At 58.4% G+C, this 16884-nt stretch carries 2 protein-coding genes; both read left to right on the top strand.

Annotated elements, in window-relative coordinates; translation table 11 throughout:
- The first annotated feature begins 609 nt into the window (after positions 1 to 609).
- Positions 610 to 2316: a ShlB/FhaC/HecB family hemolysin secretion/activation protein gene (locus ACWIKB_RS32340; RefSeq protein WP_475271486.1), complete on the top strand. Its 1707-nt coding sequence runs from the start codon at positions 610 to 612 to the stop codon at positions 2314 to 2316.
- A gap of 24 nt (positions 2317 to 2340) precedes the next feature.
- Positions 2341 to 16872 (top strand): two-partner secretion domain-containing protein, encoded by a 14532-nt coding sequence (locus tag ACWIKB_RS32335; protein ID WP_475271485.1) that lies wholly within the window; start codon positions 2341 to 2343, stop codon positions 16870 to 16872.
- Positions 16873 to 16884 lie beyond the last annotated feature (12 nt).

Genomic DNA, 16884 nt, shown 5'->3' with positions numbered 1-16884 from the left:
AAGAGTTAGGCATGAGCGTTTATCTGTCTGATATCGAAGAAGGTGAGTGCGCGATTGTTAAAGCGATATATGTTAGCTTTTGCTTGAAGGGGAGATAGTCGAAGTAAGCAGGGGCAAGTCGCGCTTTTGATATTGAATAAGAGGGAAGGGAGCGGGTTTGTTAGTTTGGTAAATAAATCTATCGCCATAAAATAACTGTGTCGGCGCCCAGAGCCTGGGATGATTAATAATGACTACAGAAATCATCAGCATCCGGCTCGGGGATGAGTACGACGACGTATTAAGAGCCACGTTGGTGGCGGTGCTCCTGTCGCGAGCCGCAGTCGGCACGGGCAGTTCCTGGGGGACAGGATGCTAATGCAGCAACAAAACGGGTGACCGACAGGTCGCCCGTTTTCATTCACTGCGTGACCTGAGCCCGCAATCGCCGGCCAATCACGACCATCACGTAATCCCCCACATCACGTTTCCCCATATCCCCCAGTAATCAGCCGCTACCTACCGTTCGTCGGCACTCCCCTTTGAATGGATCCATTCATTGACGTCAAAATAGCGGCCATCTAATATCGCGCCACTATTTTGATATCACTTGTTGTCGAGGGATCGAACATGTACCCACCCGCCCTCGTGGCGAGGTTGTGCCTGGCTTTGCTGTGCCTTTCTCCGCTTAATCTTGCGCACGCTGCCCCCAACCCTGGCGATACCGACCTGATCCGTGATCGTCAGGATCGGCTCCTCGACGAACAGCGCCGTCGCCTCGATGAACTCAAGGAATTACCCGGCAAGGCAGCCCAACCTGCGCAACCGGCAGCGCCCGTCGATACCCGTTGCTTCCCGATCAAAGACATCGAGCTCAGCGGTGCGGACAGTCTCTCTGCGGATGAAAAAACGCGTCTGCTCAAACCGTTTATCGACCAGTGCCTGGGCGTCACTCAGCTCAACGAATTGCTCAAGGTCATCACCGACCATTACATCGAAAAAGGCCTGGTCACCAGCCGCGCCTACTTGCCACAGCAGGACTTGTCCGCTGGCCATCTGAAGGTGCTGGTGGTCGAGGGCAAGCTCGAAGGCTTGAAGGGCGCGGATGGCAGCAAGCTGTCGGAGCGCGAGTTGGGCATGGCGTTTCCCGGCAAGGCGGGGGAGTTGGTCAATCTGCGCGAAATCGAGCAGATGGTTGATCAGCTGAACCGCTTGCCGTCGAATCAGGCGCAGATGGAATTGTCGCCGGGCAAGGCCGTTGGTGGCAGCGAAGTGCTGGTCAAGAACACCCCGCAAAAGCCGTGGCGTGCCGGGTTGTCGCGCAGCAATGACGGCCAGCGCAGCACCGGCGAGCAGCAGTGGGGCACCACGTTTGATTGGGACAGCCCGCTGGGCCTGGCGGACCAGTTGAACCTGCGCGGCGGCCACGATGCGGTGAGCGATCACCAGCACACCTCCAGCAACGCGATGCTCAATTACAGCCTGCCGTGGGGCTGGTGGACGTTCAATTACAGCTACAGCCAGAGTGACTATCGCTCGCTGGCGCAATCCAACGGCTTCAATTTCAAACAGACTGGCGACAGCGAAAACCATCAACTGCGCGCCGAGCGGGTGATCTATCGCGATGCCGTGAGCAAGACCTCCATCAGCACCGGTTTGTCGTACCTGCGCACCAACAACTTTATCGAAGACTCCAAGCTCAAGCTGAGCAGCAATCGCATCAGCGAAGCGCAGTTCGGCATCAACCACGGTCGGCGAGTCGGCAGTGCGTTCGTCAACCTGGACCTGGGGATGCAGCAAGGTATCGGCCTCCTCGACGCGCAGGGCACCGGTCATCCGGGGCCCGGCGAGCCCGACGCGCGCTATCGCAAATACACCGGCACCGTGAGCTATCTGCAACCGTTCAAGGTGTGGGGCGAGTCGTTCAGTTTCAGCAGCCTGATGACCGGTCAGCACAGCGAAGATGTGCTGTTCAGCCCGCAACGCACCAGCCTCGGCGGGCTGTCGTCGATCCGCGGCTACAAGGATCAATCCTTGTCTGGCGACAGCGGCGGGTACTGGCGCAACGACCTGCGCTGGAGCCGCCCGATCAGCCTCGAATGGCTGCGGCCGGTGTTCGCCGAATACGGCACCAGCCTCGGTTATGACCAAGGTGTGATCAGCGCCAATCGCTACAACGGCGATCAGCACGGGCGGATGTCCAGCGACTCGGTGGAGTTGTTCGCTCGTGGTCAGCACCTCGCCGCCACGGTGACGTTCGCCCATTCCCTGGAACGCCCGGATGCACTGACCGAGCGCGAAGCGCCGATCTATTTTCGCCTGGATTTCTTTCTTTAATTTCGCTAATTCGAGACCTCCAACATGGACGTTCGCCAACACGCCTTCCTCGTGCGCCAGCCTTCTGCGGACCTGAAAACCCGCGAGCACTTCTGGGGCATGCCCAAGCGCGGGTTGGCGTTCCTGTTGGCAAACGTCATGTTCTGGCAGCCGATGTGGGCCCAAGCCGAAGGCATTGTAGTGGCCAATCCGGGGACCAGTCTGGGTCAGGCCGGCAACGGTGTGCCGATCGTCAATATCGCCACGCCCAATGGCAGCGGTCTGTCGCACAACCAGTTCCACGACTACAACGTCGGCACCCAGGGCGTGATCCTCAACAACGTCAATGCTCAGACCGGCACGACGCAATTGGGCGGGATCATTGTCGGCAACCCCAACCTGATCAACCGGGCTGCGGCACAAACCATCCTCAACGAAGTGATCGGCGGCAGCCCGAGCCAGTTGCGCGGTTACACCGAAGTGGCGGGGCAGTCGGCGCGGGTGATCGTCGCTAACCCGTATGGCATCAGTTGCAACGGTTGCGGCTTTATCAATACGCCGCGGGTGACCTTGACCACCGGTAAACCGGTGCTCGACGGTAACGGTCGTCTGGATCGTTTTCAGGTCGATCAGGGTAGTGTCAGCATCGACGGTGCGGGGCTTAACGCCAACAACGTTGACCGCTTCGAAATCATCACCCGCAGCGCGAAGATCAACGCCGAGATCCAGGCGAATAACCTGACGATCATTGCCGGTCGCAACGACGTTAACGCAGATAGCCTCAACGCCACCGCCCGTGCCAATGACGGCAGTGCCAAACCGGAACTGGCCATCGACTCTTCGGCGCTCGGCGGCATGTATGCCGGGGCGATCAAACTGGTGGGCACCGAGGCCGGGGTCGGGGTGAAACTGGCCGGTAATATGGCGGCCAGCGGCGGCGATATTCAACTCGACGTCAACGGTCAGCTGAGCATGGCCCAGACCGCTGCCAGCGGCGCGGTCAACGTCAATGCCGCCAGCCTCAATGCCACTGGGCCGGTGTATGCCGGCACCAGCGTCGCGGTCACCACCTCGGGTGATCTCAACGTTCAACAGAACCTCGCGGCACGGGATCGCATCAGCCTTTCCAGTGGCGGCCAACTGAGCAATCAGGCGGTTATCGAAGCCGGCGTCAATGCCGATAACAGCCGTAACGCCAGCGGCGACGTGAGCCTCAGCGCGCAGAACCTCAACAACACCGGCAGCCTGATCGCCAGCCGCACGCTGCAAGCCACAGTGACACAGACCCTGACCAACCAGGGCGGGACACTGAACGGCCAGGGCAGCACGCAGATTTCCACTTCGACCCTGGATAACCGCCAGAAAGGTCGGGTGCTGAGCCAAGGCAATCTTGTCATCACCGCTAATCAGTTGCAGAACGCCCAGGGCGGCTTGATCACCAGTGCCGGCAATCTCGATGTCAATGCCGGGAACCTGATCAACAGCGGAGGCGAGCTGTCCAGCTCGGCCGTCAGCACGCTGCGGGTCGCGTCGCTGGATAACGTGGCCGGTCTGATCGGTGCCGGGCAGAGCCTGAGCATCACCGCCAGTGGCCAATTGAACAATCAGGGTGGGCGTGTACTTGCCCAGCGCGATTTGCAGATCAGTGCCGGTGCATTGAACAACAGCCAGCAAGGTTCAGTGGTCAGTCAGGGCGCATTGGGCCTGAACGTGGCGGGCACGCTGGATAACCGTCAGCAAGGCAAGATGCTCAGTGGCGGCGCGCTGACCGCCCAGATTGCCGGGCAATTGCTCAATCAGGCCGGGCTCTTCAATGCAGGCGGCAACCTGCAATTGAGCACCCCTGCGCTGGATAACCGCAACGGTGAAATCTCCAGCCTGGGCAATCTGACGTTGAGCGGCAGCCAGGCGGACAACAGTGGCAGCGGCCGACTGCTGGCCAACGGCGACGTCACGCTGACCCTCGATACCCTCAACAATCAGCTCAAGGGTGTGATCTCCGGGCAGCGCGATGTGCAGCTCAACGCCAAGCAACTGGACAACAGCGGCGGCGGCAGCGTGTATGCCAAACGCAATCTCAACCTGGCCCTGGCCAATCAACTGAATAACACCCAAGGAACGCTACGCGGCGACGGCACACTCAATGTGCGCACCGGTAGCCTGGGCAACAATAGCGGCAGTGTTTCCAGCTTGGGCAATTTGACCGTCATCAGTGACGGCGCCCTTACCAACCAGGGCGGCGCCTTGCTCACCGACGCCGGCCTGACGTTGACCAGTGGCAGCCTCGACAATAGCCAGCAAGGTCGTATCGCCGGTAAAGGCGTGGTACTCAAAACGGGTGCGTTCGCCAACCAACAGGGCGGCCGACTGACCAGTACCGGCACGCTTCAGCTCACCGCCAGCCAAGTGGACAACAGCCTTGCAGGCCGTATCGCCAGCGCCATGGCGTTGACCGCGACGGTCTCCGGTCTCGATCAGCATACCGGCGGTCAATTGTTCAGTAACACGGATGTCAGCCTGGACCTGAGCAACGGTCACCTGAATAACCGTGGCGGCCTGATCACCGCCCCCGGCCAATTGCTGTTGAAAAACCTGAACACTGTCGACAACCAGGGCGGTGAAATTTCCAGCGCCAAGGCGTTCACCCTGGCCGCAAAGAGCCTCGACAACACTGACGGCAAACTGATCAGCGATCAGTCACTGATCGTGCGCATCGATCAGGCCCTGGCCAACGTGCGGGGATTGATCTCTGGCACCGGTGTGGACCTGCACGCTGCAAGCCTCGATAACACCGACGCCAGCATCAGCAGTGATGCCGATCTGAACCTGCAATTGAGCGGAGCATTGCTCAACCAGAATGGCGAGTTGACCAGCGCCGGTAACAACACGATCAACGCGATGAGCCTGGGTAACGCTGGCGGCCAGATAATGGCCGATCAACGCCTGAGCCTGACCATCAGCGGTGCCGTGGATAACCAAGCCGGTACGCTGGGTGCCGGAGAAGGCTTGAGCCTCAATGCCGGGAGCCTCGATAACCGCCAGGCCGGCAGTCTGGTAACCGACGGCAACCTCGACGTCACCCTCGCCGGGTTGCTGAATAACCAGAGCGGCGGCAACCTTCAGGCCAAGGGCCTGATGAACATCCAGAGCCAGAGCCTGGACAACCGCGGTGGTCGTCTCTCGGGGCTGAATCTCCTGACGTTACGCACCACGACGGCGGATAACCGTGGCGGCGTCATTCGCGCCGACAAAGACCTGCAACTGTTCGTTGAGCAACTGGATAACCGTCAGCAAGGCCTGCTCTTCAGCAAGGCTGGTATCAGTTACACCGGCCAGCGTCTGGATAACCAGGGCGGTTTGCTCAGCGCCGTGGGCCTGATGCAACTGCAAGCCGGTGTGGTGCTCAATAATGCGGGACGTATCGCCAGCCAGAGCGACTTGATCGCCAATATCGACACGTTGACCCAACAGGCTGGCGAGCTGTCCGCCCGAGGCACATTGACGCTGACCGGCACCACGCTGGATAACAGCCAGCACGGTTTGGTGGGGGCGACAAAAGCGCTGAAAATCAACGTTGGCACGATCGACAACCGCGCGGGTGAAATCTCCAGCCAGGTCGATGTCGATATCAGTGCCCAGCAACTGAACAACAGCGACGGCGGCAAAGTGCTGACCGGCACTGCACTGGGGCTGAGCGTTGCGCACCTGATCAATCAGAACAAGGGTCTGCTTTTCGGCAACACCCTGCGCCTCAATGGCATGAGTCTGAACAATGCCGGCGGCACGCTCGGCAGCCAGAATGACCTCGTCATCAACCTGGCGGGCGATCTCGACAACAGCGCAGGCCTGCTCAACAGCGAAGGGAACCTGACGGTCAATGCCGCCAGCCTGAACAACGCGCAAGGCAGTCTGTCCAGTGCGGCGGCACTTAATGTGACCACCATTGGTGCGCTGAACAATCAGGGCGGTTCGATCAAAACCGATGCCGGGCTGATTCTCAACAGCGCAAGCCTCGATAACCGCAACGGTGGTGTGCTGTCCGGCAACGGCCCGACCCGGGTCACCACTGGCGCGTTCGATAACAGTCACGGCGGTCGCCTGACCAGCGCCAACACCCTCGACCTGAATGCTGCCCAAGTCACCAATCAGGACACTGGCCGCATTGCCAGTGCCATGGCGTTGACCGCCACGGTCAGCGGCCTCGATCAACAGGGCGGCCAGCTGGTCAGCAGCACGTCTGTCAGCCTCGACCTGAACCACGGCCAGTTGAATAATCAGGGCGGCTTGATCAATACGCCCGGTGCGTTGTTGCTGAAAAACCTTAACGGCGTCGCCAATCAGAACGGCGAAATCTCCAGCGGCCAAGCCTTCACCCTCGATGCCCGGACACTCGACAACAGCGGCAACGGCAAGCTAATCAGCAATCAGGCGCTAACACTGCGCCTGGCGCAGGCGATGAGTAACATCAAAGGGATCATTTCCGCTGCCGCGCTGGATATTCACAGCGCCAGCCTGGACAACACCGACGGCATGATCAGCAGTCGCGACGGTCTGAATCTGGTCGTCGACAACAACTTCGTCAACCACAAAGGCACCTTGGTCGCCGACGGCAATCTGCTGCTCAGCGCCGCCACCGCGGACAACAGTCTCGGCCAGATATCCGGTTACAAAGACGTCACTGCCACTGTTGGCAACCTGCAACAACAGGGCGGGAAGCTGATCGCCCAAGGCAATCTGAGCCTGACCGGCGATAGCCTGGACAACCGCCTTGCCGGGCTGATCGGCGCGAACGGCGCACTGGACATCAAGGTTGGCAGCATCGACAACCGTGGCGGCGAACTCTCCACTCAAGGTGGCTTGACCCTGGTCGGCCAGCGACTGAACAACAGTGACAGCGGGAAAGTCCTTGCCCAAAACACCCTGGCGCTGACGGTTGATCAAATCATCAACCGCAATGCAGGCCGGCTCTCCGGCAAGACCGGATTGAGCGTCACGGGCACCGCGCTGGATAACACTAACGGCCTGTTGCTCAGCCAGCAGAACATTGACGTTGGTCTGGTTGGTACGCTGGACAACAGCCTCGGCCTGTTCAGCAGTGAAGGCACCCTGGGTGTTCGCGTGGGCGCGCTGATCAACACGGGCGGCACTCTGTCCAGCGCTGGCAACTTGAATGTCAACAGCGCCGGGGCGATCAGTAACCAGGGCGGACAACTGATCACCAATGCCGACCTTGATCTGCACAGTGTCAGTCTAGATAACCAACAGCAGGGCACCGTCAGTGCCTTGGGCGCCGTCAGCGTCACGACCGGCGCATTTGACAACAGCCATGCCGGCAAACTGAACAGCGGCAGCACCCTGAATCTGAAAGCGGGCGCCGTCACCAACCAGGACAACGGCCGTATTGGCAGTACCGGTGCCTTGACTGCCAACGTCACTCGCCTGGATCAGCAGGGTGGTCGTTTGTTCAGTAATACCAGCCTGAATCTGGACCTGAATAACGGCCAGTTGAACAACCAGGACGGTCTGATCAATGCACCGATTCTGGTGCTGAAAAACCTCACTGATGTCGTCAACCGGAACGGCGAAATTTCCAGCGCTCAAGCCTTCACCCTCACGGCGAACAACCTCGACAACAGTAACAACGGCAAGCTGCTGAGCAATCAGGGCATCACCCTGCGAATCGCTCAGGCGCTGAATAACATCAAGGGCATGATCGCCGCCGCCAGCCTCGACGTGGGTGCCAACACCCTGGACAACAGTGGCGGCACCCTGAATAGCCGTGGCGACCTCGCGCTGAACGTCAATGGCCTGCTGACCAATAAAAGCGACGGCCTGATCAATGCGACACAGGCGTTGAACATCGACTCTGCCAATCTCGATAACCGCGGCGGTCAGGTGTTTGGCGGTACTGCGCTGACGATCAACACGGCGGCACTGGACAACAGCGCCAATGGCCTGATCAACAGCAAGGTTTCCTTGAACCTTACCGCCAATAGCCTGGATTCCAGCAATGGCGGTGAAGTATCGGCCACCGGTGATATCGACCTGAAGCTGAGTGCACTGACCCAGAACGGCGGTCGCTTGCAGAGCGATGCCGGCATCACGCTTGATCTGAGCGGTGGTGACCTGAGTAACAACAACGGCTTGATCACCGCCAAAGGGCCGCTGACCATCAGCCGCTTGCGTGACTTGAGCAACCGTGTCGGCGAAGTCTCCAGCAGCCAGAGCTTCACCCTGGGCGCACGCACCGTCGACAACAGTGGCGGCAAAATCATCAGCGCCAACTTACTCCGCCTCAACGCCGGCAGCGTGCTCAACCAGAACGGTTTGCTCTCCGGCTGGCAGGGCCTCGATGTCAACGCCGGCAGCCTCGACAATCGCAACAACGGTACGCTCTCCAGCAAAAGTGGCAGCCTTGGCGTGACCTTGAGCGGTGACTTGCTCAACAGCGGCGCGGGGGCACTGGTCAGTCTGAAAAAACTCAGCGTCAACGCTGCGAATCTGGATAACAGCAACAGTGGCGTTCTTTCCAGTGGCGGCGCTCAAACCCTGACACTCAGCGGTCTTCTGAACAACGCGCAAGGTGGTTTGATCGACAGCGGTGCAACGCTGACGATGCAGGCCATAACGTTGGGTAACGCAGGCGGCACCCTCAACGCGAAACAGGACCTGAGCTTCACTGGCACCACCCTGGATAACACCGGCGGCAATCTGGTCGGCAACGGGGCCGTGAGCCTCGACCTGCTCGGCACCCTGACCAACACCAACGGCAAACTGGCCAGCGCCGGCCCGTTACTGGTGCAGCATGTCACCCAGATCAACAACCAGGGTGGTCAATTGGCCAGCCAGGGTTCGATGACGTTGCTGACCGGTGGTCTGGACAACCGCAATCGCGGCACCGTAGCCGCCAATGATCTGCTGGCCATTACCACTCCAGGCGCCGTGCAGAACGACGCCGACGGCTTGATCTACAGCCAGAATGGCGACCTGAAAATCCAGGCCGCCAGCCTCGCCAACGCCAAGGGCAGCCTGCAAAGCCAAGGTGCGCTGATCCTCACCACGGGCGGCGACATCGACAACCAGAGCGGCCGGATCATCGCCAAGGCCGGCGACCTGTCCATCAACGCCGCCAACCTCGACAACCGCGGCGGTGTGCTCTCCAGCCTGCAAGGTGCGTTCAACGCGCACCTGACCGGAGTGCTGAGAAACGGCTATGACCTGAACAACAACCGCCAGGGCGGCATCACCCAGGCTCAACGCTTGAACCTGACCGCATTGGGCGGCATCGACAACTACGGTGGACGTATTTCGGCGCAAAGCGGTGATGCGATCATCTCCACCGCTGATTTCGACAACCGCAACGGCGGCCTGTACGCCAAAGGCAAGGTCAACGTCACCGGCAACAATTTCGATAACAGTGGCGACAACGATGGGCAGATCGCCGGTCAACAAATTGACCTCAACCTCAGCGGCGCACTGAACAATCGCCTGGGCATCATCGAGAGCGACAGTACCCTGGCGATCAACGCCGCCAGCCTCGACAACCAGGCCGGCCAACTGCGTGCTCTGGGGACCAGCGGAACCACCAACTTCCAGATCGGTGGTCTGTTCGATAACCGCAACGGCACCCTGGAAACCGCCAACTCTGACCTGACCCTCGGCGCCGGCAACTTCCTCAACACCGGCGGTAGTCTGTTGCACGTCGGTACCGGCACGTTCGACATCTCCACACCCAACGTCATCAATGCCGGAGGCACCCTCGTCACCCGTGGTGGCCTGACCATCAGCACCGACACTTGGACCAACACTGGCGTGATTCAGGCTGGGCGCCTGACCGTCAACGTCAACAACTTGAGCCAGACTGCCAGCGGCCAACTGTTGGCTTCCGACAGCTTCAGCGGCAGCGGTGTCAACTGGTACAACGAAGGCTTGATTGCCAGTGATGGCAGCCTGAACGTGGGGCTGAGCGCCCATTACTGGGGCCCGGGCCGTATCAGCAGCCAGGGCAACCTGAGCCTGAGTGCCGGGCAAGTCAGCCTTGATCAAGTGACTTCCAGCATCGCTGGCGGTGGCGATACCACCATTAATGCTAGCGGCGCGCTGGACAGTATCGGTCGACTGACGTCTGCCGGGAACCTGACGGTTAACACCGCCACTATCAACAACTACGGCACCATTGGTGCGGGTAACGACCTGACCCTCACGACTGGCGCGTTGGTCAACAATAACGGGCTCATCACCAGCGGCGGCGACATGCGCCTGCTGACGTCAAGCTTCACCAACTACTATGGCCAGGTCTACGGCCTGAGTAACGTGCTCATCGGACGAGACCGCGACGGCACCAAAGCCGACCTGGTGGAAAACCGTTCCGGCGACATCTACAGCGCTCAAGACCTGACCATCAATGCCCTGACCGTGAACAACGTGCGGGACATTCTGCAGTTCACCCAGCAAGAGAAAAGCTCCGTCGTCATCACGGAACTCGACTGCAATTTGATTCCGATTGCCGGGTGTGATTTCCGCAGTGGCGGACGGCGTAACGGGCTCTGGGAAATTGCCGAGACCGATCGCCTCAAAGTCAACGCGAGCAGTGCCGCTTCGAGTTTCACCAGTGGCGGCGACATGCTGATCAACGCCCAGACCCTGAACAACACCAGTAGCACCATCGCCTCTACGGGCGATATGGAAGTCAACGCGGGCACCATCAATAACACCGGCTTGCAAGAGCAGGAGATCGTCACCACACGCACCTACTGGAACTACGTCACCCAGATCTTTGGCGTGATACCGGAGGCCGCAGCGTTCAATCAGAGGAACAGCCCGGCACCTTCGGCCAATGTCGAAGCTGACCTGAGTCATTTCATCAGCATGTTGGGTGGCGGCATCATCCAGCAGCCGAAAACCACTGTGAAAAGCGCCGGCAGTTCCTACGACGCTGTGATCCAGGCGGGCGGCAACGTCTTGCTGAACGCCGCTCAGACGATCAACAACAGCGTGGTGCGTCCGTACTATGCCTACGTTGCGGCGGGTCATACCAAAACCGACACCGGCGTGGGCAGTGGCTACTCGACGCCGATCTACATCAATTCGCAACTCCCGCCCAACCTGGCCCAGCAACAGGTCAACCCGCTGGCACTTCCGGGCTTCAGCTTGCCTACCGGTCAAAACGGCTTGTTCCGCCTGAGTGGGCAGGGCGGCAGTGATGCCCAGGCTTCTACGGGAAATGCCCCTGCGCAAAGCTGGACTTTCGGTGGCGCCAGTGTGGCGCTGGCGCAACGCGACCAGACCGTGCCGGATGTTCAGGCCCGGGATATCCAGTTAGGCAATGTCACACAGGTTTCAGCGACCGATCTTAAATTGTCCGTTGATGCCCGCCAGGGCGCGGGTATTGACGCCAGTGCGTCGACCATCAACGTCAGCGCGCCCTCCGGCACCGGCGTTCTCAACGTACCGGGGCACATCTCTGGCGCTCCCGGCACCACCGTTGTCGGCGGCGTAACCGGATCGAACCTCGCCGGTCAACCGGCTGTTGTCGGCGTACTGCCTGTGTCTCAACCGCCATTGGGCACAGCAAATCCATCGACCGTCCCGACGCGAATCACCTCGGCCGTTGCCCAGACCATTACCCGTGTTCAAGGTTTGCCGAGCAACAGCGGTCAGTCCAAGCCGCAAAAATACCTGATCGAAACCAACCCGGTCCTGACCGATCTCAAACAGTTCATGAGCTCGGATTACCTGCTGTCCAACCTCGGTTACGACCCGGACAACAGCGCCAAGCGACTGGGCGATGGGCTCTATGAGCAGCGCCTGATCCAGCAAGCCGTCGTCGAGCGTACCGGTCAGCGCTTCATCGATGGCCAGACCTCCGATGAGGGCTTGTTCAAGTACCTGATGAACAACGCCATCGCCAGCAAAAGTGAGCTCAACCTGTCCTTGGGCGTCACCCTGACTTCCGAACAAGTCGCGGCCCTGACTCACGATATTGTCTGGATGGAAAGCGCCGTGGTGAACGGCGAGCAAGTACTGGTGCCGGTGCTCTACCTGGCCAGCGCCAACAATCGCCTGGCTGCCAATGGCGCGCTGATCCAGGGCAACGACGTAACCCTGATCGCCGGCCAGGACTTGAACAACGCCGGCACCTTGCGCGCCAGCAACAACCTGTCCGCCACCGCCAGCAACGACCTGGTCAACAGCGGCCTGGTAGAGGCCGGCAATCGCCTCGATTTGCTGGCCGGCAACAACCTGGTCAACAAGGCCGGTGGCATTATCACCGGTCGTGACGTCTCACTCACCGCCACCCATGGTGATGTGATCAACGAACGCAGCGTCACCACCCACGAAAGTGGTACGGGCAACATCAGCGAGCGCACTGACTTCGTCAACAGCGCTGCCCGTGTTGAAGCGGCGAATAACCTGACCATCAAGGCCGGACAAGACTTCAACAACACCGGCGGTGTGCTGAAAAGCGGCGCTGATACCACGATCGATGCCGGGCGTGACGTCAACCTCGTCTCCGCTGAACAAGTCATCAACGGCGTGCGCGGACTGCATCACAACGAAACCGTCACCCAGTACGGCTCAACCGTCGATGCGGGCCAGAGCCTGACCGTCAACGCCGGTCGTGACATCAGCGCTATCGCCAGTCAGATCGACGCCAAGCGCGATGTGAGCATGAGTGCGATTGGTGATTTGACGTTGGCTTCGGCAGCGGATGAACAGCATGCCTATGGGGCGAACAAGAAGTTCGTCAGTCAGGAAGATCATGTCCAACAGGTGTCTACGACGCTGACGGCGGGTGGCACTGTCTCGCTTAACGCTGGCAAGGACTTGAGCTTGATTGCCAGTCGGGTGAGTGCAGGGGATGAGGCTTATCTGGTTGCTGGCGCCGACCTGACGCTCCAGTCTGCCGAAGATACGGATTACAGCTTTTACAGCAAAACCAAGAAAAGCTCGTCGGGCAAGAAGAGCCAGCTTGATGAGACTTCCAGCACTACCAATGTTGGGAGTTCGGTGACGGCTCAGGGTAAAACCGTGTTGTCTGCCGGCAATGATCTGTCGATCGAAGGCAGCAATGTCATCTCTGAGAAAGGCGGCGTCGGTCTTGCTGCTGGCAATGATGTGAAGATTATTGCCGTTACGGATTCGGCCAGTGCGCGCCATGAAAGCAGCTCCAGTAAAAGTAGCTGGGGCGGTTTGAAATCGAGCAAGGTCAAGGATGCGCTCTCGGAAACCCAAACCACTGCCGTGGGTAGTCTGATATCCGGTAACACCATTGCAGTGAGCGCCAAACGTGATGTGGCAATTACCGGCTCGGCACTGGTCAGTACTGACGACCTCGCGGTTCGTGCTGGCCGGGATCTGGCGATCACTGCCGCTGAAAACACTTACACCCGCACTGAGGCGCATAAGGAAAAAAACCGCGACCTTACGGGCGTACTGACTGCCAACAATCTTGGTGTCGATGACATCACCGGTAACCAACATCTGTCCATCAGCGATCAGCGGCATAACGGCACGATGTCGCAAACGACTTTGACTGGCAGCACCATTGGCTCCAGCAACGGCAATGTCAGTCTTGTGGCAGGGGGGGATCTTAGCGTTGTCGCCAGCGATTTGATCAGTACCAAAAACATGAGCTTGCGCGGTACCAACGTCACTATTGCGGCGGGTATGGAAAGCTCAAGTCAAAGCACTACTGACCAATCCCACAGTTTGGCAGTAGGGCGGGTTATTGGCGGGGCGATCATTGACACCGTTAATACCATTCGCACATCGATTAAGGCCGCAAACGATGCGGATGATCCTCGGCTTAAAGCGGTAAAGTTCGCTCAGGCGGCATTGGCTGCTTACAACCTCAATGGCATGGCGGGAGATGCAGAGGCAAACAGTACCGGTTTCAAAGACAAGGCGGGTGGTACATCCAGTAATGGGTCGCTGATTAAAATTGGTACCGAACTTGCCAACACGCACAGCAAAAGCACCAGTGAATATAACAGTCAGACGGCAAAACAGAGCTCTGCAAACGCAGGTGGCACTCTTTCCATCATTGCCACCGGCAATGGGAGTGGAGAGTCGGGTGACATTCATGTCATCGGGAGCGCTTTAAAAGCCGCCGATACATCCTTGATCGCGAAAAACGACATCATCCTGGAAAGTGCACAGAACACTGCAGACTGGTCTAACAACACAAGTAATAACAAAACTGCCATCGGTGCCAGTTTCAACATAGGGCAGCAAAACGGTTTCACGCTTGATCTGGGGGCGCAGGCTGCAAAAAACATGGGTACCGGCAGCTCCGTCACCCAAGTCAACAGCACTCTAAACACCGGCTCGCTATTACTGCGCAGTGGCGGCGATACCACCCTTGCAGGTGCTCAAGTTAACGCTGACAGCATCAACGCGTTGATCGATGGGAACCTCAACATCATCTCCCGTCAGGATGTCGAGACCCAGGACAGCAAGCAAAGTAGCGGTGGCTTCGGTGCAAGTATTTGCATTCCGCCGTTTTGCTATGGCGCGACAGTTGCCGGGTCAGCAAACCTGGCTGCTGGCAGCATGAACAGCGACTACAAAGCCGTAACAGACCAGTCCGGGCTGTTTGCCGGCTCGGGCGGGTACACCATAGATGTCGGCAAAAACACCACTCTGACCGGTGGGGTTATTGCCAGTGATGCAACGCCGGATAAAAACCTGCTGATCACCGACCGACTGATTGTCAGCGACATCAAGAACGTCAGTGACGTCGATGCCAAGTCCGCCGGTATATCGGGCAGTTTTGGTAGTGCAGGTGGTGGCAGCGGCTCCGTTGGTGGCCTGTATGGCATCGCACTTTCCGATTCTGACCAAAGCAAAACCCGAAGTGCAGTCAGCGAAGGCACCATCATCGTACGTAATCCGGAAGGTGCGAATGATCTGGTTGGCTTGAACCGTGATACGGCGAATGCCAATGAACTGCTGGACAAGCCTGACCTGCATGCAATGGACGAACGCATCGAGCTTGTAAAAAGCGCGATGCAATTGGCCCAGGGCATTGGCAGTGCGATCGCTGCCGCGAAAATTGACGAAGCCAAGGATCCGAACAGCGACGCATCAAACGCAGCACGGCAAAAGCTAAACGACAGTGGCATCGCAGATCCGACGCCTGAACAAATTGCGCAGCAGGTTCAGCGCGATTACGGCATGGGTAGCAGCTTCCAAAAAGCTTCGCAGGCTATCACTGCGATCGTTCAAGGTGTGCTTGGCGGAAATATCCTTGGTGCTTTGGCCGGTGCATCTGCGCCTTACCTGGCTCAAGCCGTTAAGCAGATGACCGAGGGGGATGACACTGCCAACTTGATGGCCCATGCCTTGCTTGGAGCCGTACTCGCTAAGGCGCAGGGTGGTTCTGCATTGGCGGGTGCTGCGGGAGCGAGCATAGGGGAGTTGATTGCCCAACAGCTTTATCCGGGCAAGACCGGTGAACAACTGACGGAGACGGAGAAACAAACGGTTTCGGCGCTGGCTACGCTGGCTGGCGGGTTGGCCGGTGCTATGGCTACCGGGGATTCCGCAGGTGCATCTTTAGGCGCCTGGACGGCGAAGAATGCGGTAGAGAACAACCACCTTAGCGAAATTGAAAAAATGTCGCTTCGTGTGGCACAGAAAGAATATGAGACGTCTTGCTCCGGTACTACATCAAGTTATTGCGAGGAATTGTCCGACGAAATTGCTGAGCTGATTGCGAAAGGGTTCAGTACTCTAAAAACTGAAGTCATTTCTGAAGCGAGTGACTTCACTATACGTTCTGATCGAAATATCAATCCTGGGGATATCGTATCCTGCGCCACATCTCCGAATGGTTACTGTGTTGCCACGGATAAGTCGGTAACGACAAGTCAGGGAGAAGAGTGGATTCTCCAACCAGCATCCCATGAACAGTCGCTCATAGGGGAAACTCAAAATCAGCTATACGAAGCGACCACGAGGGCTCGTCTTGACGGCTTATCCAACGAGCTTTTCATCAGCGGATGTGGCGGCGCAGGTATTGTTGGGATCGGATGCCAAGGTTACATGGCAGCAGGTGGAGCAAACCCTATTACTGGGGAAAGCGCGACAGATGCTGAACGGGTGATATGGGGTGTAGAGGCTCTATTAAATGGTTGGGGTTTAGCTGGGTCCATTTACGGAGGGACAGGTAAAGGGGCGGGACTCAATGGGCCAGACAAGGGCACGGGAGTCAGCCTCTATAAAATGCCTACTGAACTGCCGGATAATCTAACCGGACTAGCGAATCCCAAGGACATCCGCTTCACCCAAAACAGCATAAAAAATGCTTTCACTGATGGTGGAGATCTGTATTCGACAATAGATGATTTGAAGTATGGTCGCGTCTCTCCGAGCGATATTGCACCTATTCGAGTTTTTGAGAAGGATGGTTTGGTCTATAGTCTGGATAATCGGCGGCTGCTGGCTGCCTCCGCCGCAGGCGTACCGGTGAATATAGTTCCCGCGACTCCTGCGGAAATTTTAAATGAGGGGTGGAAAATGACTAGCCCTAATAGCGGTTCTATTATATGTATTCGCGGAATATGTAAGTAAAGGGGGTTAAAA

This window comes from Pseudomonas sp. 5Vm1k (genome assembly GCF_056161485.1).
Note: the sequence above shows the minus strand (reverse complement) of the source record. Positions and strands in the feature narration are given on the sequence as shown.

Coding starts and splice junctions, on each gene's coding strand:
- ACWIKB_RS32335 (WP_475271485.1), top strand. CDS start 2,341: ATGGACGTTCGCCAACACGCCTTCCTCGTGCGCCAGCCTTCTGCGGAC.
- ACWIKB_RS32340 (WP_475271486.1), top strand. CDS start 610: ATGTACCCACCCGCCCTCGTGGCGAGGTTGTGCCTGGCTTTGCTGTGC.